Source organism: Butyricimonas sp. BSD2780061689_150309_C8 (assembly GCF_015560935.1).
Lineage (GTDB): Bacteria > Bacteroidota > Bacteroidia > Bacteroidales > Marinifilaceae > Butyricimonas > Butyricimonas paravirosa.
In genome coordinates, this window is sequence record NZ_JADMSV010000035.1 from 1 (window position 1) to 23460 (window position 23460).

14 protein-coding genes are annotated in these 23460 nt (G+C 41.0%); 11 read left to right on the forward strand and 3 right to left on the reverse strand.

Annotation, left to right across the window (positions count from 1 at the left end):
- The first annotated feature begins 93 nt into the window (after positions 1 to 93).
- From I2I33_RS18640 to I2I33_RS18660, 5 genes are all read left to right on the forward strand, one after another.
- A complete protein-coding gene (locus tag I2I33_RS18640; RefSeq protein WP_087421011.1) occupies positions 94 to 723 on the forward strand; it encodes an RNA polymerase sigma factor in 630 nt (209 codons plus the stop codon).
- 45 nt (positions 724 to 768) lie between these two features.
- Positions 769 to 1887 carry a FecR family protein gene (locus I2I33_RS18645; protein ID WP_087421012.1) on the forward strand — a complete coding sequence of 373 codons (1119 nt, stop codon included), beginning with the start codon at positions 769 to 771 and terminating at the stop codon, positions 1885 to 1887.
- 141 nt (positions 1888 to 2028) lie between these two features.
- On the forward strand, positions 2029 to 5532 hold the full coding sequence (locus I2I33_RS18650; RefSeq protein ID WP_162613767.1) for a SusC/RagA family TonB-linked outer membrane protein: 3504 nt from the start codon (positions 2029 to 2031) through the stop codon (positions 5530 to 5532).
- Positions 5533 to 5542: 10 nt separating this feature from the next.
- Complete coding sequence (locus I2I33_RS18655; protein WP_087421014.1) at positions 5543 to 7036, forward strand: RagB/SusD family nutrient uptake outer membrane protein; 1494 nt, start codon at positions 5543 to 5545, stop codon at positions 7034 to 7036.
- A gap of 18 nt (positions 7037 to 7054) precedes the next feature.
- Positions 7055 to 8437: a hypothetical protein gene (locus I2I33_RS18660; protein WP_087421015.1), complete on the forward strand. Its 1383-nt coding sequence runs from the start codon at positions 7055 to 7057 to the stop codon at positions 8435 to 8437.
- A 112-nt stretch (positions 8438 to 8549) separates the two neighbouring features.
- Here the strand turns inward: I2I33_RS18660 and I2I33_RS18665 are convergent, their stop codons facing one another.
- Entirely contained in the window at positions 8550 to 9830 is a 1281-nt protein-coding gene (locus I2I33_RS18665; RefSeq protein WP_229128378.1) for a M64 family metallopeptidase, read from the reverse strand.
- 92 nt (positions 9831 to 9922) lie between these two features.
- On the opposite strand from I2I33_RS18665, the gene I2I33_RS18670 reads away from it, so the two are divergent.
- The 6 genes from I2I33_RS18670 to I2I33_RS18695 all read left to right on the forward strand — a co-directional run bounded on the left by I2I33_RS18670 (position 9923) and on the right by I2I33_RS18695 (position 19222).
- Positions 9923 to 10489 carry an RNA polymerase sigma-70 factor gene (locus I2I33_RS18670; RefSeq protein WP_087421017.1) on the forward strand — a complete coding sequence of 189 codons (567 nt, stop codon included), beginning with the start codon at positions 9923 to 9925 and terminating at the stop codon, positions 10487 to 10489.
- Between the two features lie 84 nt (positions 10490 to 10573).
- Positions 10574 to 11746: a FecR family protein gene (locus tag I2I33_RS18675; protein ID WP_229128379.1), complete on the forward strand. Its 1173-nt coding sequence runs from the start codon at positions 10574 to 10576 to the stop codon at positions 11744 to 11746.
- 175 nt (positions 11747 to 11921) lie between these two features.
- On the forward strand, positions 11922 to 15449 hold the full coding sequence (locus I2I33_RS18680; RefSeq protein WP_162613768.1) for a SusC/RagA family TonB-linked outer membrane protein: 3528 nt from the start codon (positions 11922 to 11924) through the stop codon (positions 15447 to 15449).
- A gap of 10 nt (positions 15450 to 15459) precedes the next feature.
- The gene (locus I2I33_RS18685) at positions 15460 to 16971 is read left to right on the forward strand and encodes a RagB/SusD family nutrient uptake outer membrane protein (protein ID WP_087421020.1); all 1512 of its coding nucleotides are present in this window, start codon (positions 15460 to 15462) and stop codon (positions 16969 to 16971) included.
- 10 nt (positions 16972 to 16981) lie between these two features.
- Positions 16982 to 17962, forward strand: coding sequence for a hypothetical protein (locus I2I33_RS18690; protein WP_087421021.1), 981 nt, complete (start codon positions 16982 to 16984; stop codon positions 17960 to 17962).
- Positions 17963 to 18022: 60 nt separating this feature from the next.
- Positions 18023 to 19222: a TlpA disulfide reductase family protein gene (locus I2I33_RS18695; RefSeq protein WP_087421022.1), complete on the forward strand. Its 1200-nt coding sequence runs from the start codon at positions 18023 to 18025 to the stop codon at positions 19220 to 19222.
- A 78-nt stretch (positions 19223 to 19300) separates the two neighbouring features.
- Here I2I33_RS18695 and I2I33_RS18700 read toward each other — a convergent pair whose 3' ends face one another.
- Both I2I33_RS18700 and cls read right to left on the reverse strand, forming a co-directional pair.
- Positions 19301 to 21733, reverse strand: a complete 2433-nt coding sequence (locus I2I33_RS18700; RefSeq protein ID WP_087421023.1) for a bifunctional UDP-N-acetylmuramoyl-tripeptide:D-alanyl-D-alanine ligase/alanine racemase — start codon at positions 21731 to 21733, stop codon at positions 19301 to 19303.
- Between the two features lie 212 nt (positions 21734 to 21945).
- Positions 21946 to 23400, reverse strand: coding sequence for a cardiolipin synthase (gene cls / locus I2I33_RS18705; RefSeq protein ID WP_087421024.1), 1455 nt, complete (start codon positions 23398 to 23400; stop codon positions 21946 to 21948).
- Positions 23401 to 23460: the final 60 nt, after the last annotated feature.

Here is a 23460-nt window from a genome sequence, read left to right on the forward strand (position 1 = left end):
CGAACGTTTAATAATATTCCAAAATTATCCAATTTTACGATATGTCCCAAAAATCCGGATACTTTTTTCTATTAACAATCAAGGATTTCACTAATGAGGCTAAAAAAGGAAATCGGTCTTTCCGAAATATTATTAAACGTTCGAATATTTATCTTTAAAGCTTGGATCGTGTCGGAAAAATCGGACATTGAAATTGTACGTGATATAAAGAACGGGAGTGTCTCTGCCTTTCAAGAGTTGTATTCCCGGTATGCTGATATTGTGTATCGGAATATCCTTGCACGTGTGAACAGTTCCTTTGATGCGGATGATATTTTCCAAGACTTTTTTATCCAAGTGTGGGAAAAAAGAGATTCTTTTCAGGTCTCGTCTTCCGTGAAAGGGTATCTCTTGATTTGGTTGAGAAATCATATATTGAATTCAATAAAACAAGAACAGATTCGTGATAAATACCAGGATATATGCGTCCCGAATGAAGAGGACAATTACACGTGGTTGAAGATCGTGGCCAAGGATTTGGATGAAAATATCCGGCGAATCGTGGATGGATTTCCACCTCGTTTACAATGCGTGTACATACTCCGGCAGGAACAAAATTTATCGATAAAAGAAATTGCCGAGAAGTTGGCCGTATCCGAACAAACCGTTAAGAATCAACTAGGTGATATTACACGTAGGCTCCGATGCGAGGTGGGTCGTAAAAATTTTTTATTTTTCATATAGTACCTTTTGTTCCCCGGAATTGTCTTTAAAGTAAATACGGCGAATATGGGGATAAATGAAATATACGATCTTTTAAAGAAGTACCGGGAACATCGATGTACCCCGGAAGAGGAAGAGCGAATTGCCCGGTGGTACGAGCAATTTGATGATGACGTCGAGAATTTACCGGAAGTTCCTGAAGGTAAACTAGAACAATTATGGTTTTCAATCAAACGCAAGATACATGTGCCTTGGAATCGGCGAGTGGTTGTGTTCTATCGTTATGCCGTGGCTATTATTATTTTAGCGATGGTGGGAAGTAGCGTGATTTATTTCCGAGGATCGGGAGAATCGGAACGGCAGGAGCTGACTCGGCAGGATATTCTACCAGCACAAGGTGTTGCTGTTTTGCAATTGAGTGATGGCCGAGAAGTGCCTTTAAATAGTACGGCCATTATTCAGGAACAAGAAGGCGTGGTCATAAAAAATGATTCTTCCCGGGTGCTGGATTACACGTTGGCTACGACTAAATCGGAACCTTTATATAACACGATTACAGTCCCGGCAGGGGGAGAGTTTCGAGTACTCTTATCTGATGGGTCAAGTGTGCGCTTGAATTCCTGTTCAGCCTTGACTTACCCGGTGCCTTTCACCGGGGACGTGCGAGAGGTGAAGTTAACGGGCGAGGCTTATTTTGACGTGACGAAATCGGATAAACCTTTCATCGTGAAAATGGCAGATATTGACGTGCGTGTATTGGGAACTTCTTTTAATCTTTCCGGTTACACGACGGATCAAGATGTTTCGGTGACGTTGGTTAGCGGGAAAGTCGCCGTGCGTAATCACCAGTTACAACAGGATTTCGATATTACCCCGGGGATGCGATTCGAGTATAATCGAGAGAATCATCAAGTGAAGATGGTTGAGGTAGACCCGGAACTTTATATCTCCTGGATGAAGGGAAAGTTCCGGTTCGAGGATATGCGTTTGGAGGACATTATGGTCACGTTGAATCGTTGGTATGATTGTACGGTGTCTTATTCTGACGACGCTTTGCGGGATTTACGTTTCACCGGGGCTGCAGAGAAGGATCGTCCTGCCAGTTATCTATTGGAACTGATCGAGATGATCACGGAAGTGAAATTTCAAGTCGACGGAAAGAATATATTAATTACCCGAAAATAAAATACAGGGAAATCTCACCTTCCCTGTATCTATGGATAACAACATTCACGAAAAAGTTTACCAGACGATGTTCGTGAGTGAGTCATTAACTTTAATTACAAATGTATGAAAAAAAATGGATCGGTAAAATTTTTAAGGTACATGCGAAATCTATTTTTTCTATTATTGATTTCAGCCTCCAGCGTTTGGGCGAAAGATGTTTATTCCCAAGGTGCGCAGGAGATGTTTAGCGTGAAGAGCGGGACTATTGAGTCGATCTTCAAGCAAATTAAGAAACAGAGTAACTATGAGTTTTTTTACAACACGGCAATTTTGGATGTGAAACAGAACGTGATGCTGACTTCTACTAGCGGGACTTTGGATGAGATTCTGGCACAGGTGTTGGGCAAAAAGTACGAGTATCAGGTTAAAGATAACTATGTTCTTATTTCAGAAAGAAAGGTGAACGCACCGGATGAGGTGAAGAAAGTTACGATTAAGGGCGTGGTGAAGGATAAAAAGGGAGAATTGTTACCGGGTGTTTCCGTTTTACTGAAAGGGACCACGATAGGTGTTGCTACTGATGTGAAAGGTGAGTTTACGTTAGTCATTCCGGAACAGGAGAAGATCGTGCTGATGTTTACTTTTATTGGAATGAAAACAAAAACAATAGAGTATAAAAAGCAAGAGAAACCAATCGTTGTAATACTTGAAGATGATGTTACCGAGATGGATGAAGTTGTGGTAACTGGTTACCAAGAAATTAAGAAAACAAGAATGACGGGTTCCGTTGAGGTCGTGACTTCTAAAGATATAGCCAATAAGGGGTATACAAGTATAGAAGATGTGTTAAAAGGTCAGATGGCGGGAGTTGCTGTTATGAATTTGTCCGGGCGACCAGGGGCTCAAGCTACAATCCGGATTCGAGGTATAAATTCGTTGACAGGAGATACGGATCCTATCTGGATCATCGATGGAATGCCTCTTTCGGGAGATGTTCCGGAAATTAGTATGGGAGGTACGGAATTTCAGGAGACAGTATTAACTAGTGGAATTGGTAATATTCCTCCTGATGATATTGAAAGTATTACTGTGCTAAAAGATGCCGCAGCAACAGCGATTTATGGATCACGGGCTGCTAATGGAGTTATTGTTGTTACCACAAAGAGAGGATCTGTCGGGCGTTCGTATATAAATATTCAAGCATCCTATGGCTTGAGTGAAGCTCCTAGTAATCGTTTAACAATGATGAATACGAAGGAAAAAATTGCTTTTGAACGTGGAATTTATGAGGATTTCCCAGGGCTGGATATCGGGGGACGGGTATTCCAATTATTGAAAGATGTTGATAATGGAAAAATATCTAAAGTAGAAGCTGATGCCGAGATAGATCGTTTAAGCAAGATCAATACGAATTGGTTTGATGAAATTTTCCGAGTGGCTCAGACTCAAAATTATAGTATCTCTCTTTCTGGAGGAGATGAAAGAACACAATATTATGGTAGTCTTTCTTACCTTTCTCAAGAAGGAGTTATGCCGAATAATAAATATGAGAGCATGGGAGCTTCGATAAAATTAACCCATGATTTTAATAAATTCTTGCGAGTTCATTTTGATGTGCGTAGTACATTAAGGAATGATCGTAGTTCTGCTTCTCCGGTAAATCCGCTGGATTATGCTACTTATGCAAATCCATACGAACGTTTGTATGATGAAAATGGAAATTATGCTTATGACCGTAGTTCTTATTCAACCAAAAGTTCGATCAAAGATGGTTACATGTATGATTTTAATATTTTAGAAGATTTAAATAATAACACGACGAAATCAAGATATTTGAGTAACCAAGTAAGTTTGAAGTTGGAATTCAAAATCATAGAAGGTTTGATGCTTTCTTCCATGGGAACGTTTGCGAATTCAAATAATCATTCTATGCAAGAATTGGTACCGGGGTCATTTGCTTCTAAATATAATTCATGGTTAGGAGGAATTTATTCGGAGGAAGAAATTCCGGATGCAATGAATAATGGAATGATGAAAGAATCAACGTCTCGCTCTCAACAATGGACGATTCGTAACCAGTTGGAATTTGCCCGTGGATTCTCAGACGGAGATCATTATATTAATGCTTATTTGGGGCAGGAAGTTTCTTCAACAAAAGGATACGGTTTTTCAAGTATGATTCCTGAATGGAGCGATATTTATGGTGTGGCAAGTTATCCTGATTTAACTGGAATGACGATAAAATCAGCATTTAAAAGTTCATTGTCAAGTCTAGGTGGACATTCTGAATCACAAGATAGAAGTGTTTCCTTGTTTGTAACAGGATCGTATAGTTACAAGGATCGTTACGTGGTGCAGGGAAGTGCGCGTTTGGATGGCGTTGATATTATCGGAACGAAGAACCGCTTCTCTCCTCTTTGGAACGTGAGTGGGAAATGGAATCTGCATAATGAGCCTTTTATGACTCGATTTGGTTTTATTAATCAATTGGCAATAAGAGCCTCTTATGGTTTTGTTGGAAGTATTGACCGTAATGCCCTCCCTTTTTCTGTTTTGCGTAAAGTGAGTAATTACTCGTATAATGGAGAAAAGATCATGGATCGCTATGATCCTTCGAATCCTTCGATTAAGTGGCAACGTCAGGAAAATCGGAATATTGGTTTTGATGCTTCGTTATTTAACAATCGAATTAATTTAGTAGTCAATTATTATAATAATGATACTCGTAATTTATTAGATGATAAGAAAATTGCAGCATCAACAGGGCGTATTTCTGTTACTGCGAATGTAGCTTCCGTTAATAATAAAGGTTGGGAAATCAGCCTGAGGACATTGAATATTCGTACTGATGATTTTAGTTGGGTGACTTCAGTTAATTTTACCAAGAATAAAGATAAGGTTACGGAAACATATTATCAAGATTTGAGTGAAATCTCTGCAAGTACCAATTCTACGTTTGAATCTTTGTATAGTTTGTATATTCAAGGACAGCCGGTAAGGGCCTTTTATGGATATAAGTTTGCTGGGGTTGATCCGTATACGGGAAATACGTTAGCTTATGTGGATGGTTTTGATGATGATGGGAATCGATTGGGAACATTAAATGCTGAGGGAAAATATGTTTATAATATGGATAATGATTTAACAACTCAGTTGGCAAATGCTTCCCGTGGCTATCTAGGGCGGAGTGATCCACCGATTACCGGAGGCTTCACAACACAATTTAATTATAAGCGTTTCAGTCTTTTTGCCCAGTTTACTTATATGACAGGCCATTTGGCTCGTTCTTTCCAATATTATTCCGGAGGAACAGCTTATGCATCAGCCAAAAATGTACTTAAGATCGAGGCAAATCGTTGGAGAAAACCTGGGGATATGACTGAAATTCCTAAGTATGGTACGTCACGAACTGAATATTTGTATCAATTATTTGATTTCCGTTTTGAAAAAGGGGATTATTTGAAATGTAATAATATTTCACTGGGATATAATTTAGAACAAAGTATTTGTGATAAACTGCATATCACGCGGGCTCGATTGAATTTCAATATGGCGAATGTGTTTACATTGACTAAATTCCGTGGAATAGATCCTGAAACCAAAGGAGCCTTCACTTATCCGAGTGCGCGTTCATATACATTCTCTTTATCAATAGGTATTTAATTCTAGGGTTATGAAAAAGAATATATTATTAGTGCTTGTTGTATTTTTATGTGGGGCATGTTCGGACTTTTTAAATATGCCACCTAAAAATACGAAAGTTGTTTATACAATGGAAGATGTACGTAGTGCAATGTCTACTTTATTGTTTGCGACTACTTCATCAAGTTATTGTAAAGGATATGTAAGTAATACCGTGCTGTTTAACGGGGAGTATGTACAATATCCCTTTACGAGACGTAACAATGTTTCTTCTATTTTGTATACAAATGATTTGGATTTGGAAAATTTCTTGTTTGATGATTTTGCAAATCCCTCTCGTGGAGGACAAAACTTTATTAAAGAATATGGAGAGATAAAGAATTGGGAAGGGTATTTATTCCCAAGCGATCTGTGGAAGGAAGTATTTATTTCGATTGGTTACATCAATATGGTCTTGAAAGATCTTGAAAATGTACCAGATTATAACAAAACAGATTATGAACGGATAGCAGGAGAGGGTAGAGTGATGCGAGCTTATTATTTGTTGAGATTGAATCAATTATTTGCTCCTTATGATAAAAATGACTATGGTATCCCGTTTAATTTTGATGCTGATGTTGTGCAAGGAGGAAAAAGATGGAAACAAACAGATTTGTATAAGAAGTTGATCGGGGAGATCACGGATGTTCTAGAATATGAAACTGTTCCGGAAGATTCTTGGAATATCTTCTTTAATAAAAGAATTATGTATGCGATCTTAGCCCAGACTTATCAATTTAAAGCCGGGTCTTGTGCTGCAGAGGAGGATGATTGGAGTAAGGCCGAGTTTTATGCAAAAGAAGCAAGGAAAGGCGCACGTGTGGAAAGTACTATTGACGAGCAAGCTGAATTGACAACGGTGCCATTGACGAAATCCACGACAAAGCCTCATAGATTTGCTTTGTTACGTTTCTCTTTATATGCTTATGGTGGGAATGATTATGCACCTTGGGGAAGACCGGAACAAATGTTGGTTCAGCGTCCTTCCAAAGAATTGTATGACCTTTATGATGAGAATGATATTCGTCGGGAAGTTTATTTTAAGGAGATAGATGGTAAAGTATATGTTACAAAATGGCAATGTACAGATGAACATGATATTAATGATGTACACATTCTTTTCCGTTTTTCTGATTTATTATTGATTGAAGCAGAGGCCTTGGCTAGACAGGGTAAAGACGGTGCTTTAGATTTGTTAAATGAATTCAAGAGTAGTAAGATCCCGGGATATTCTGGTTATACTGGTAGTGATATTATCGGTGAAATATTAAAAGAACGCCGTAAAGAATTTGTCTATGAAGAACAGATGAATTGGTTGGATATGAAACGGACTGGGGTTAGTGTTTCACGTACGGCAAAAGATGAAGAAACTGATGAAATCAAGACCTATACGCTGGAAGGTAATGACTATCGCTATACATTCCCTCTTCCTGCTGATTATGAATTGATGTATAATAATGTTCCCCAGAATCCTGGTTGGAAGTAATGTAAATATATATATATTATGAGATATATAATAGTTATTTTTGTCACACTGCTTATGCTAAGTTCGTGTGAAAAAGAGGAGAGTATAATTCATGATTTGAATATTTCTCCAGATGAGATTTCAAAAATTGAATTGCGTGCAGATCATAAGACGTTAGTCCCTAATGGAGTTAGTAAAATGGGGTTCCATACTTTTGTGTATGCTAAAAGAAACGTGATGTCTTACGGTCGGGATGAAGAGACAGATGAATTTTATGGCAAAGAGATTGAGGAGGAGTTTTTAGTTCCAGACGATCAAATTCCGGCTGGTTATGTGAAAGTGTATGATCAGAATGGTAATGTATTGGAAGATGGGTATTATGCAACGACGAGCGATGTGCCTGGAACTGTATTACAATTTTATGCAAAAGGGGGAAATATGGAAAGTAATCATCTAGAGATTACAATAAGGGAGTTGCCTGAAGAGGATTATGAGGAGATTGTGATTCCTGTTGTTTTTCATATACTCGTGCCTCCAGCAACAGTAGCTCCTGCCTATGATTTAAGCGTGGAGTTTTTAGAAGAACAACTTCAGCGAGTTTCTGATGCCTTTAATCGTAAGATAACAACTGATCCTAATGCAGGAAACGCTAAAGTCGTGTTTAAGTTGGCAACTTATGATCAAAATGGATTAAAAATGCAGGAGCCGGGAAAGAATATAGAGAATATTTCAGCATCAGATTTTACAAATATGGGAACTTCTTCCAATAAGACTAAACCTTATTTATCATATATATTAACAAAATGGAAACGTCTTATTTGGGATCCCAATAAGTATTTGAATATTTGGTTGGCTAAGTTTACCTCGTCGACTTCAGCAACGGGTACTTCTACGTCATATCAGATGTGGCCTCCCATGGTGATGCATCCGGACTATGACTTAGCTTCTATTCCGGGTTTGGATTTGGAACATAAGGAGTCCTTTACCTTAGATGATGTTGAGGACTGTCGGGAAGTTGGTTTCATGGTGAATCTGGCAGCTCTTTACACGCCAACAGCAGTACAAGGATCAAATGAATTCAGTCTGGCTACCCCTATGGCAGAATATTTTGGTATTCTTCAAACGAGGTGTGATATGTATGAGTATTTGAATGAAGATGGTGATAGTGATTATTGTCCGGATACTTATAGTTTTGATTATGGTTTTTATCCTTCTGTGTTTAAGGCTAATAACTTGGATGGACAACCGGAAAATGATCCAACTCGTCCTTTGGAGTATTTCACTTCGTTCAATGTAATGGATATGTATAGTTACAAAAATTCACTTTCTATCGATCAAGTGAAACGCTTAAGAATGGTTTTGCAACAATGTCCTTCTCGCTGGGCCTATAAATCTGATTGGGCTTTTACGGGAGGAAATTGATGTTTGTGTGTAGTGTTTAAAGACTCGATGCTGGGTCTTGTAAGTCGAAATCGTACCTTTTGTGGTACAATTTGTACTGAAAAACGTACCGTTGAAGGTACGTTTTTCTTATTTATCGGGTATAAAAATCGATTTGTTTCTTGATAGCCCGGATACAAACGGGGCAGAAGTCATCACCGGATAGGGTGTTCATCAAACAATCATAACGAGGACGGTAAACACCCTTGGACACGTAACCACCTCCTTCATAGGCCCCGAGTTTCTTGGGATTTTGGGGATCGTAGGTAGTGGGAACGGGGGTATCTTTATCAAACATATCTTTCCATTTCTTATTAAAGTTTGTCAGTGTGGTAAGATTAGCCTCCCAAGGTTCCACGTTGGTCGGGTACATATCATTGTAACTGCTACCGACTTCCACGTATTCGTCTCCAAGGCCGAGAAACAGGTGACCGAACTCGTGAACATAAACCTTGGCTGCATGGAGATTACCGGAAATGCTGATACCGTAATGGTTATAGATGGCTCCACCACCATATTTTTGCGTGTTGGCAATAATGTAGATGAAGTCATAGGGGACGTTAGCGGATAAATCCCGTAAACTTTTATTATCGTAGGTCATGATGTAACGTTCGGAATCGAAAGTGTAAAAGGAAGAATTCAGTATGGTATTCTTCCAAATGTATTCACCGGGAATATCGACACCGGATTCTTGTGAAGGGGCAAGGACAGCCCGGATGTTAAATAGACCTTGATTTTCTTTGTAAGGAGAAAGGCTGAACAGGCCTTCTGCGAAAAGTTTGCAATCAGCTTTAAATTTGTCCATTTCATCTGCCGTGTAACCTTCGGGGAGCAGGACGATATCCACCCGGCGTGACGGGTTTCCGGTGTAATGCACGTCATAAGTCGGGAACTGCATCCGGCGATCCTTCTTGATAAAATAGCTATCAACATCCACGGTGTATTCAAATTTCTTTACGAATTTACCTTTCTTGTTCCGGGCGGATATTTCAATGCGTACGTCATTTTTCGGGAAAGGCATGACTACAGTCTCTGAACAGCAACGTTGAGTTGTTTTCGCTTCATCGGTGGTTTGCCATTCCCAGAAAAGAGTGCAATATCCCCTGGAATAGATGAGTTGGTTAGAGGCCACGTCGTACACGTTGAGATAATAATTCCCGTAGAACATGGTATCAATGAGGTTGGTCTTCGAACCGCCCCAGTAAGGTTCCTCCAATAACTCCTCGAAATAAATTTCGTCATGCTGGCTATTCCCGCAATGGGCGTAATCCATACGTAAAGTTTTGTTGTGAAAGTATTTGTCGAATTGGGCCCAGGATTGATTTGCTTGTAATAATAACATGATACAGGGCAAGAGTGCTATGATTCGTTTCATAAATCTGTTTTATTATGTGTTTATCTTTGTGCAAAGATAGTTTTTTACTATTTTTATACACGAATAAATCTGTATAATAATCCTTAGGGAAAATGGTTCAAGATGAGTTATTAATAGAGCAATTGAATCAAAAGCAGGTGGGAGCTTTTAAAATATTGTTTGACCGATTTTATCGTTATCTCGTGCTATATGCCATGAAGTGGGTAGAGAGACAAGAGATTGCGGAAGATGTCGTGCAGGACTTATTCGTGCAGGTGTGGGAACGGGATACGATTTACAGTTCCTATTATGGTTTTAAGAATTTCTTGTATAACTCGGTGAAGAATGCCTCGTTGGATTATTTGAAACACAAGGAAGTGGAGGGAAAGTATGTGCGTTACACGCTTCGGACATCAGAGGCGGGCGAAATGCCTGAATTGGAGGTTATGAAAGATGAGGTGTACCGCCGTTTATACCAGGTATTGGATGAACTACCTAAACGGTGCCAGGAAGTGTTTAAACATTACCTGGAAGGAAAAAAGAATAGCGAAATTGCGGAAATCCTTCAAATATCCGAATTAACCGTGAAGACTCAAAAACGGAATGCTATTGTTTATTTGCGAAAAAGATTGGGTGGTGTATATGTGCTATATGCCTTGTTTAAAGTGGGTTTCATGTGATTGAAAAATATTTTCTAAAAAAAGTCGATTTTTTATACTCCTTTTTTTTGCTCTTGTCGTCTTTGGTGTAAAATAACAAGGATGATGAAACATTACGATGAATATATCATACAATTAATCCAACTTTATCTCGTGGGGGATTTATCCGGGGAAGAAAAAGTGAAGTTGGAGGAGTGGGTTAGTCAAGATCCTTCGCATGAAAAACTTTTTAAAGAGATTTGTGATGAAAAGAATGTTGCCCATGATTTTGGTATTTACGAGAATGTGAATAAAAATTCTGCATGGGAGAAGGTCATTTTGAAGGGAAACATCAAACAGAAGCATAATACCCGTCGTTTAGGGTGGTATAAATTCGTGGCTGCCGTGATGATTCCCTTGATGGTGGTGGCAGCGGGATATTTTATAAGAGAAACGAAACCGGGAGCCGAACAAAAGGGTTCGGAATTGGCCAGTATAGAGCCCGGAAAGAGCAAGGCTATTCTTCGGTTGGCTGATAATCGGGTGATTGAAATCACGAGAGAACAAGAAACTCGTTTTGACGTGGCAGAAGGTATTGCGGCTACCAATAACTCGTTAGGAATGGTTTACCCGGAGCAGGTGGCAACGGGAAAGACGGAATATAACGTGTTGGAAGTTCCTCGTGGAGGAGAATACACGGTTACCTTGTCCGACGGGACGGTTGTTTACCTGAATTCGGGCAGTGAATTGCGTTACCCCGTGGCTTTCGGGACTGAACGGCGAGACGTGTTTCTTTCCGGGGAAGGATATTTTGAAGTGGCAAAAGATGTAAAACGGCCTTTTTTCGTGAACGCGGATAAATTAAAAATCCGGGTTTATGGAACTTCTTTTAACGTAAACACGTACAATCTTGCAAATGTTGAGACTGTTTTGGTCGAGGGAAAGATTGGCATTCAAGAAACGAATTCGGACGTTGAATATTCGGTGATGCCGGGACAGTTGGCTCTTTATAACAGAGAGAAAGGCACTATGAAAATTCGGGATGTGGATGTGCGGCCTTACGTGGCGTGGAAAGAGCATGAGTTTATGTTTGATAACGAGAGTTTGGAAGAGATTATGAACACGTTGTCTTTATGGTATGACGTGGATGTGTTCTTCCAGACGGCAAGTTTGAAACAACTGCATTTTACCGGGCATTTGGGACGTTACGAGGAAGTTTCCCATATTCTCGATGCTATATCAGGAGTGACTCAGGTGAAATTCTCTGTGAAAGGAAGGACAATTATCGTGATGGAATAAAAGAATAGCGGAAAATGTTACGAGCATCTTCCGCCATTAATGATAATAGGACAACAGGCTAATGTTACGAGCAATGCCTGATTGTAAATACTAACATTCTAACTACAAAGGTATGGAAAAAATTCTATTATGCCTTAGGGTTTACCGACCCCATGGACAAAAATTTTGGAAAACGATGAAGCTTTTTATTTTTTTGATGTGTTGTTTCACATTTTCTCTTTCGGCAAATAGTTTTGCCCAACAGGAGAAAGTCAACTTGGATCTACAAGGAGTATCGATAAAAACGTTATTTAGCGAGATCCAGCGTCAAACGAATCTGCATTTTATTTTTAACACGGAACAAACAGAACAGTTAAATAAACTGACTGTAAAAGCAAAAGAGGAGTCCGTGAAATCCGTGTTGGATAGAGTTTTTGAGGGAACAGGTTTTACTTACACGTTCCGGGATAATATTATCATGGTCCGTTTCGAAGGGAAAAATTCCGTGCAGCAAGCAAATAAAGAGATGGAAATTCGTGGTGTCGTGAAAGATAAAAGCGGGGAACCATTACCGGGCGTAACCGTGCTTATCGTGGGGACCCAGTTAGGAACGGCCACGGGAATGGATGGTGATTTCTTGTTACGGGTTCCGGAACAGGACAGCGTGAGACTGCGTTTTTCATTTGTAGGGATGAAAACGAAGGATGTTCCTTATAAGAAAAATCAACCCGCTTTGGTTGTCGTGTTAGAGGAAGAAGCGGAGAGTATCGGGGAGATCGTGGTAACGGGATACCAGCAAATCGAGAAACGTAACTTGACGAGTTCTGTGGTGACGGTAAAAACAAGTGAACTAAAGACAATTGGAGCTTCGAGTATCGAACAGATGTTGCAAGGTGTGGTTCCGGGGCTTTCCGTGGTGAATACATCCGCGGCTCCGGGTGCGGCCCCTAAGATTCGTATTCGCGGTACGGCGACCATCTCCGGTAATGCAGACCCGTTATGGGTATTGGATGGCGTGATTCTGGAAAATTCCGTCCCGGTGACGGCTGCTGATTTGAACAGTCCGGACGTGATGAATATGTTCAATTCGGTGATTGGCGGTATTAACCCGAATGACATCGAGAGTATTACCGTGCTGAAAGATGCTTCTGCAACTGCTATTTATGGAACACGTGCTGCCAATGGCGTGATCGTGGTCACCACGAAGAAGGGGAAGGCCAATAGTTTTAACATAGCGTATCAACACACGTCAACTGTAAGTACCCGTCCGCATTATAGTGATTTTGATTTGTTAAATTCAAAAGAGCGTGTCGCTCTCGCTTGGGAGAATTATGAAGATGGACTATCTATCTGGAGTGGTTCACATTATGATGGAACGGCAGGGTTGGAAGGTTTGTTGAATAGTTATTCTCGTAGTTTGATTACGCGTGAGCAATTGAACACGATGGCTAATCAGTTAGAACAATTAAATACCGATTGGTTTAAAATTTTATTTCGGAATGCTTACACGCAAACCCATAACTTGAGTGTTTCTGGCGGAACCGAAAAAATGAATTATTATATTTCTTTGAATTATAATGGTGAAGAGGGGGTCGATAAGGCGAGCGAGTATAAGAATTACGGTGGAATGGTGAAAATGAATACCGAGTTATTTCGAGGTGTGAATTTGGGAGCCCTCTTGCAAGTAGACCGTCGAGATCGGGAGATGTATCATTCTTCTATTGATTTATTTAAGTATGCTGTTCGTACTTCCAGGGCAATACCTTTGTATGAGGATAATGGAGAGTTACACTATTATTCGAGTTCGGTTATGGGAAGAAGTACAAAATTTAATATTTTGAATGAATTAGCTAATAGTAGTAATGAAAGTACGCAAACAGACATGAAAGGTATTGTTAATCTATCAGTGAACTTGTTCAAGGGATTAAAATACGAGGGATTGTTTAGCTATGCTTCGTCTCATTCAACGGCTCGGGATTACGCGACAGAAAGGAGTGCTTATATTGCTGATATTAGGGGATATGCTTATGGAGAACAGACGGAAGATCAAGTGAAAGACTCTCCATTACCCTATGGCGGGGAATATAATGAAACAACCTATGAACAACGTTCCTCGTTGATTCGTAACGGGTTAACCTATAAAACTTCTTTGACGGACGAATTATCCATAGATGTACTACTTGGACAGGAGTTTAGAAATACAAATTATAAAGGTTTGTCATCTAATATATATGGATATTTCCACGATAGAGGAAATTCATTTTATGATCCGGCATTGGGAGAAACAACCGGACATTTAAAACGGAATAAAACTACACGTAGTTTGGTGGATCGTTCTAATATATCATATTATGGCGTGGTGTCAGCTATGTTCCATGACCGGTATGTATTAAATGCGAATATCCGGTTTGACGGATCGAATCTTTTCGGTTCAAACCCGAAGTATCGTTATTTGCCTCTATGGTCTGTTTCCGGACGATGGATTATTAGTAATGAATCGTTCTTGTCGGACAATGAAATTGTTAACAATTTGGCATTGCGTGCTTCTTACGGTCTACGGGGAAATATCGTGGAAGATAGTAGTCCTTCTATTATTGCTTCTGCTCTTCCTCCCAATGCGGTTACCGGTTCTTTTGAGATGGAGATAGAACAGGCACCTAATCCTGATTTGAAATGGGAAACGACTTCTTCATTTAACGTGGGATTGGAGATCGGGTTATTTGATAATCGTTTAGCTCTTGATATTGATTATTATTTTGATAAGAGTAAGGATCTGATTGCGTATAAAGGAATTTCTTCTGTATCCGGATTTTCCAGTAAGTACGTCAATTATGCCGATGTACGTAATCAAGGACTCGATATTTCATTGACCGGAACAATTATAAAAACTAAGGAATGGGGATGGACTGCGGCTTTCAATATGGGATACGTGAATAATAAAGTAACAAAGTCTAATAGCTCTGCTCAAGCTAAATATTTAGTACAGAGTGTGTATACCCCGGGAGAAGTGTACGAGGGGAAACCTATCAATGGAATGTTTTCTTATCGTTTTGCAAAATTGGATGATATAGGAATGCCCATGTTTTATGATAAGAATGGAAATGTTTTAGGTGTATCTGATGACGAAATAGTGAATTATCCTTATGATATTGCTAATTTGAAATATGAGGGAACTCGTGACCCGCTATTATCCGGGGGATTGAACACTAGAGTCAGCTACAAGAATATCTCGTTATCCATGTTATTTGCTTTTGGTCTGAAAAATGTGGTACGTTTACCTGGTAGAGCGTATGTGATGCGACCTGCTGATGATGAGAATGCAAATAGTAGTATCAAGGATAGATGGCGTCCGGGACATGATAATACGGGGAAAGTGATCCCGGCGTTATCAGAAGGAAGTGCTTATATATCAACGGCACAAGGTAATTTCTATGCAACAGATTGGTATAATGCCTCCGATAAGACGGTAATACCCGGGGATTATTTAAGATTCAGAAATCTTATGCTGGAATATCAACTACCGGTCCGCTGGACGGAAAAAGTAGTTGTTGGAGATCGCAAATTGGGTAATGTAACCTTGAAATTCCAAGCTCAGAATTTGTTTGTGATAGCGGATAAACGTTTGAAAGGATATGACCCGGAGACGATTAATTATACGACAACGTCCTATGGTTCATTGCCTTTAGCGACCACGTTTACTTTAGGGTTGAATATCAATTTTTAAATGAAAGATTATGAAAAAACGATATATATATCAATTTTTACTTGTGTGTATTAGTTCCTGTTTCCTTGCGTGTAATGGTTATTTGGAAGAGATACCGCAAAACAAGCAAAAGCTTACTTCAACGGATGATTATGAACAATTGTTGAATAAAGCTTATCTGACGGAAGCTGTACTTCCTTATATTGATCTTTTGACAGATGACATCAGTTATATTGCGGCAGATCGTGATCCAAGGTATGGGAATGTGGCCGATTCTTATTTAGGTGCTTATATGTGGGATAATAATATTGAATCTACAATGCCTAATGGAGATGAAGTGTTTGGGAAGTTTTACAATAGTATTTACTATACGAATGTGGTCATTGACGAGATTGATCAAGCCGTGGGAATCTCTTCAAATAAGGAAGAGACGGAGCGCATCCGGGGATATTTGAAAGGGGAGGCTTATGCTTTACGTGCTTTTCGTTATCTTTATTTGGTGAATATGTATGCTCCTCCATATGATCCTGCAACAAGTAGCACGACTCCTGGGATTCCGATAAATTTAGAAACATCTGCGGATGATAAGCCTTATACCCGGGAGATGCTGGATAAAGTCTATGGACAGATTGTAGATGATTTGAAGAAAGCGATTCCATTAATGGAAGAAAACTATGTCAGCGTGAAGAAGAATCGATTTTCTCCGATTGCTGCAAAAGCGTTATTGGCTAGAGTTTATCTTTATATGCAAGAATGGGATTTAGCGATAGAACAGGCTGAGAACGTGATTGGAAGTAACTCGTCTCTTTTTGATCTGAGAGATGAAGGAGAGAATCCGGTCATATATAATGATAATCCGTTATCATACATGAGTGAAGATAATGTTCCGGGTATAGGTTATTTAAGTGAAAAAAATACCAATGTTTTATTCGTGAACGGGATCAATGAACTTTACATGATATTGGGAGGTAACACGGCTCAATCTGTCTTTTATCCGAGTGAAGATTTGTATCGGGCATATAGTGCGGGCGACGTTCGGAAATACTATTTCATGAGGCGTAATACTAGAAGTCGAATTCGCTATTTGAAAAATAGATATTATCGGGTTGTTACGATTAATTTTATCGACCAGTTGAGTTCGGAATACGGATATACCCGTGTTATGCGAACAGAAGAAATGTATTTAATATTGGCTGAAGCTTATGCTCATAAACCGAATGGAATATCTACAGCCGTGGGGTATTTGAACACTTTGCGGGAAATGAAATTTAGGGTGAGTGATTTTGAGACAAATGGAAAATTAAAGCCAGAAGATTTCTCTCAAGAAACTTTGTTGGAGACCGTGTGGAAAGAGAGAAGATTGGAATTCTGTTTTGAGGAGCAACGTTGGTTTGATCTCCGGCGTACAACACGTCCTTCCATGACGCATCAAGGATTAGTTGCTGATCCTGCCGTCTTAAAAGAAAATGATCTTCGATATGTGTTACAGATTCCTCAAAAGGAATTGAGTGTAAATCCTGAAATTGGTGCAAATCCTAGATAAAAAAGTGAATATGAAAACAATATATAGAATATTAGTTGTGATTGGTTTACTTGTGGTAATTGCTGCTTGTAATGATGAAAGTCGACTGTCTCCGGAATTTGAATACACGGGGCCTATCCCTGAAATAGCAGACGGGCCATCGGAGGCTCAGAAAATTTGCTATGATTTGTATCAGAAATATGATCATAATGTATACTATACTTTAAGTGGTGACGAGGCCTTGCGTACGAATGTCGGGCAAACACAGATTAATATGCTGTATTATCTGCCGGAAAGTGCTTGGCCGTTAGAAGCTGCAGATGAAGTGACAGCAGAATCATTTTTAAAGTTATTAAAATCATTTTATGATGCATTGCCTGAGGAAATTGTAAAAACTACAGTAATCAAGCGGCAAGTATTGCTAAAAGTGAATTTCTGGTTTGATATGCTGTTGAACTATTATGGAGTTTGGGCACCGGAATTTATGAGTATGGGCTTTACCGATGAGGCGCAACAAGGGATTGTATATTGGGGAGAGATTGACGATAATATTGGACCTCAACCGGAACTCTGGAAATATAGTATTGTTAATAGTTTTTTTAAAACGAGGACTTCTACCTATTTTGCCCGAGATATGGTTGCTCCATTAGATTTTGCACAAGTATCAGCTGGGAAATATTTAGGGGAGATGCCAGAGTCGGAACAGGCGGAGGCGATGGATAATGTCGTGGATTGGATGACTGGAGAACTGAATATGGATTACTTGAGAAGTTTGGGTTTTGTAGAGCCTTATGCTTTCTTGATGATTACCCGGGAGTATATGCCGAATGAAGATATGGCTACTTATGCAACTTGGATTGCATGTCATCCTCTTGAAGAACGTCAAGAAGTATTGAATACGTATCCTCTTGTGAAAAGAAAATATGATCTAACACTTAAATATTATAAAGAAAATTTGAAAATTGATTTGGAAGAATTCAGTAAGTTCTGGGTAAATGTGACAGTGGAATAAGCTAATGAAGGTATATATTTTTGATTGAACTTGTAGATAATAAATTTTAATATAGAAGGTATGAGAAGATTATTGTATGGTATTGTTTGTTTGGGAACGTTAGTCGCCTGTCAGCGGGAACCCGGTTATAAGATTAGTGGTTCTGTTCCCGGTACACCTGATGGGATGAAGGTATATTTATACGATTGGAATACACCGGTGGATTCCAGTGTTGTGAAAGGAGGAAAATTCGTGTTGACAGGGAAGGTGGATGTCCCGACACGCTATCAATTGCTGATTGATTTATCCCCGGATAAGGTCGAATCATACGAGAAAGATTTGCGGGGATCGGATGTGTTCGTGGACAACGTGGATATAAAGTATGAAAGTCCTTCTATTGATTCATTACCTTCCCGTAACAGTTTTCGGCGAAAAGTGAAAGGAAACGTGACTGTAACGGGTTCACCGGTGCATGATTTATTCTTGAGTTATCAAGAAAAGCTTAAACCTTATCGAACCAGGAATAGTGAGGCATGGGATAAATATTTGCAGGTTTATCATATCCCGGCAAGTGAGGGTGTGTTTAATACACGGGAGGGGATTGCGTTAACCCGGGAAATGAATGATGCCCAGAAAGAGATTACCCGAATTCAATGGGATTTCATAAAAGCTAATCCGAAGTCGCCGGTTTCCGTGGATGTGGCACAGAATATGGTTTATACTGCGAAATTCTCAAAAGCAGATATGGATAATTTGTTGCAGGCTATAGATCCTTCCTTACGTGAAACTCCAGGGTATAAACAATTGAAAGAGAGTTTGGAAAGTATGGCCCCGATCGCTTTAGGAGAAAAGTACAAGGATCTGGAGTTGGTGGATGAGAACGGTAAAACGGTACACTTGTCTGATTACGTGAAGCCGGGTCAATATAATATGGTAGAATTTTGGGCCTCTTGGTGTGGTCCGTGTCGGGGGGAGATTCCTCACTTGCGCCACGTGTACGATGCTTATGGAAAGGGGAAAGATGCCTTTAACATGATCAGCGTTTCGATCGATGACAAGGAAAAAGATTGGAAACAAGCCTTGAAAGAAGAGAATATGAAATGGACACAATTATGTGATTTAAAGGGTTGGAAAGGTGAGGTAATTAATAAATACAAAATACAAGGCGTTCCTTTCTGTTTGATTCTGGATAAGGAAGGACGTATTATAGATCACGGGGTGAGAGGTTCGGAGTTGGATGTCGTGTTGATCAAGTATTTGGGTGATCGTTATGAAGAGTAAATAGCTTCTCGTAAACATACACAGTGGAAAAACCCTTCCCGGTTCTGGAAAGAATGTCGGGAAGGGTTTTTATTTATTTCATTCTTTGTAATATACTCGTTTCACGCGGTGAGAGATGCCCGTGAGGATTTCGTACGGGATGGTTCCCAGTTGCTTCGATAATTCGGTGACGAGGATATGTTTCCCGAAAATCTCCACCTCGTCCCCGATGGTGGCATTTGTGTCCGTGACATCGATCATGCAGGTGTCCATGCAGATGTTACCGATGATCGGAACTCTTTTCCCTTTGATGAACACGTTGCCGACACGATTGCTCAAGTGACGGTTCAGCCCGTCGGCATACCCGACCGGGATCACGGCAATCCGGGAAGGACGGGTGGTGTAACTTTTGCGTCCGTACCCGATGGATTGGCCTTCCGGAACCTCACGGATGGACGAGATGTAGGTCTTGAAACTACTTACAGGCTGGAGGTTGGCGTGCGTGGCACTGATTCCGTGTAAACCGATCCCGAGGCGAACCATGTCGAAGTGGTATTGCGGGAATCGTTCGATCCCGGCAGAATTTAGGATGTGTCGCCAAATTTTATAGTTGAATTGGGCTTGAATGCGTTCGGTCATGCGCTCGAACAGATGTATTTGTCCCAGTGTGAACTCGTCATGCATGGTCTCGTCGCTTCCTGCGAGATGGGAGAACATGGAACGGATGTACACGGAGCGTTCCGTTTGGAAAAATTCCAGTAAGTACGGGATGTCCTGTTCGTCGAAACCGGAACGATTCATGCCGGTATTCAGTTTGATATGTACGGGGAATCGTTTGATCCCGTGTTTATTCAGCGCCCTGTTGAAATCTTCGAGAATGTCCAGCGCGTAGATTTCCGGTTCGAGGTTGAACATGATCATGTTGTCAAAGGCTTCCCGTTCGGGATTCATGACGGCAATCGGGATGGTAATTCCCGCGGCCCGTAATTCAATGCCCTCGTCGGCGAAAGCGACCATGAGATAATCTACCCGGTGATATTGTAACAATGAGGCGACTTCACGGGAGCCACTACCATACGAGAAGGCTTTGACCATGACGGCAATATGTGCGTCGGTCAGTGACCGGAAATGATTCAAGTTGTGAACCATAGCATCCAAGTCAACTTCCAATATGGTGCTATGTGATTGTTTTTGCAGGAATCCGGCGATGTATTCGAATTGAAACGCCCGGGCGCCTTTGATTAGGATGATCTGGTTATTGAAATTATCCCGTTCTTCCTGACGGAGAAAATGTTCCGTGTCTTCATAGAACCGGGAATTAGCGGAAAAATCATGACGATGTTCACTCAAGTGTTTACCGATCCCGATGAACAGGGATATATTTGCTTGGCGGAGAGTCTCGGCAATAGAAGGGTATAAGTCGTCTCCGGCTTTTCCCGTATCCATGAAATCGGAGAGGATAACGACCCGCTCTTTCGAGGCATCCTGCGTTGCCAGTATATTCAACGCCAGTTGGAAAGAGGATGGGTCTGAATTATAGTAGTCGTTCACGAGCGTACAATTATTGATCCCGTCTTTGATTTCCATGCGCATGGCAATGGCGGAAAGCTGTTGTACCCGTGAGGTGATCACGTCGGGAGAATATTGTTTTAATAGCAATATACTGACGGCGTTCATGCAATTTTCGTAGGAGGCAATGTCCGGAAATGGAATATCAAGGATAAAGTGCTTATTACCGAATGTTACCTGTACTTCCCTGTGTCCGAGTGCGATGTTCATTGTTTTTACATGAATGTCAGCCTTCGGGTCTTCCCCCCAAAGAAGAAACGAGGTGGTAGAAGGTACTCGTGTTTTGATATATTCCAGCGCCTCTCCTGTTTGCCCGATCACCCATTGGCAAGACGTGAATAGTTGTGCTTTCTCGGCTAGTTTTTCTTCTCTGGAGGCAAAGTTTTCACCGTGTGCATCCCCGAGATGCGTGAAAATACCGATAGTTGGCTGTATCATCTGTTGCAAGTGCTGCATTTCTCCTTTTTGGGATATCCCGGCTTCGATAATGGCAATTTCGGTTTTTGGATCAATTCCCAGTAGAGATAGAGGAACTCCTACTTGCGAATTGTAACTCCGGGGACTGCGGTACACGGCGTGATCGTTTGCCAGGAGTTGGTAGAGCCACTCCTTTACGACAGTCTTCCCGTTACTTCCGGTGATCCCGATGACCTCGGCTTGCGTGTGTTGTCGATGATGGGCGGCTAGCTGTTGTAAAGCAGTCAATACATTTTCAACGACCATGAAGTTGGCGCCTGTCAATTGGTTAAATTCTTCTCGAAATTCACTGATGACAAAGGCTCGTACTCCATCGGTGTATAGTGTACGGATGTAATCGTGTCCGTTATGATTGTTCCCGGTTAAGGCAAAAAATAGGGTATGTTCAGGAGTAACAACAGAACGGCTGTCTATGCTGTATTCCGTGATTTCCACGGGTATCCCGCTATGTAAAGTACCGTTAATGATTTCGGTGATCTCGTTCATAATAATTGAAAATTGAAAATTGAAAATTGAAAATAAGGGATTTGCAATTTTCAATGGTGTTGTTCTTATAACTGCAAAGCTACGGATTTTAGAGGCTCGTTTTACTTGTTTGCTGGAGAAAATTTTGATGTAGGGTGAGGGAGTTGGGGAAATGAGGGAGAGGATGCCGGTTTCTCGCTAAACTCTGACTGAACAGGGATTGAAGTATAGGGTTAGAGCAACGGGGCAAAAAGGCGAGCTAGAGATTCCCGGATTTTATCCCGTTTCGGGCGGAATTTCCAGCGGTGGATACTGATTTCGGAACTACCTTTCAGGTCATCCAGAAAATCGGAACCGAGTTGGCGACTGACGTTGCGGTCGTAGATGATGAGGTTGACTTCGAAGTTCTGTTCGAAACTACGGATGTCCATGTTGGCGGTACCCACAGAAGATACCAGTCCGTCCATGACGATCACTTTACTGTGGTTGAATCCTTTACGATATTGAAATACCCGAACCCCGGCTTCCAGTAGTTCCTCCACGTAGGAGCGTGTACACCAGTGCGTGAGTAGCGAGTCGGATTTATACGGGATCATGATGCGCACGTCCACGCCGCTCATGGCGGCGGTTTTCAGCGAGTTGATCGTGGTCTCTCCCGGCATGAAATAGGGGGTCGAGATGAAAACGTACTTCTTGGCCATGTTGATCAGCGTGAAGTAGGCTTGTTGGATGGATGTCCAGTCGCTATCGGGACCGGATGCCACGGTTTGAACAACCACGTTGCCATCGACTTTCTTGTTGGGAAGGTATTCCGCCTTGTTCAGTAGAAGTTCCTGGCGAACAAAGTACCAGTCAAACAGGAAAACCACTTGCAACGAGGTGACGGCTTCTCCTTTCACTTTCAGGTGGGTGTCGCGCCAAATGCCGATGCCGGGTAATCCGTGCAGGTAACGGTCGGCAAAGTTTAACCCGCCAATGAACCCGGTGTCCCCGTCCACGACGACGATTTTCCGGTGGTTCCGGTAGTTCACCTTATTCGTGAATAAGGGAAAGCGCACGGGAAGAAACGGGTAAATTTGAATCCCGGCGGCCTGCATCTCTTTGATGTAACGTTTGGGTAATTTCCACGACCCCACGTCATCATAGATAACACGAACCTCCACGCCTTCCTTGGCTTTGGCGATAAGTAATTCTTTCAGTTTCTCTCCGAGTTCTCCTTTATCAATGATATAGTATTCGAGGTGAATGTATTTTCGGGCTTTGGCGATGGCCTTGAAGATCGAACCGAAAGTAGCCTCCCCGTTATTCAGAATCTCGATCGTGTTATTTCGGGAAAGAAGGGCTTTGCTGTTGTTCAAGAGTAATGTCATCAACGGTTTCACCGCTTCCATGTCTTCTTTTTTCAACAATTCGGCTTTCTTGATACGTTGTTTCTGGTCCTCGCTCATGTATTGCAACCACTTGAAGTCGCCCAAGCCTTTCATGGAGAACATCTTGATCTTCCGGTAATTCATGCCGAAATAGATGTAAAAGAATAGTCCAACACCGGGGGCCAGCACGAGTACGAGTATCCACGCAAGTGTACGTACCGGATTTCTGTTTTCCAGTATGATCGTGTATATGATCGCCAAGATGGTGAGAATATACAGTACAATGCCAATGTCAATCGCAATACCCGTCCAGTTCACGCAATTAAATTTTCAATTTTCAATTTTCAATCTTCAATTAAACCGTATCTTTGTTCCATG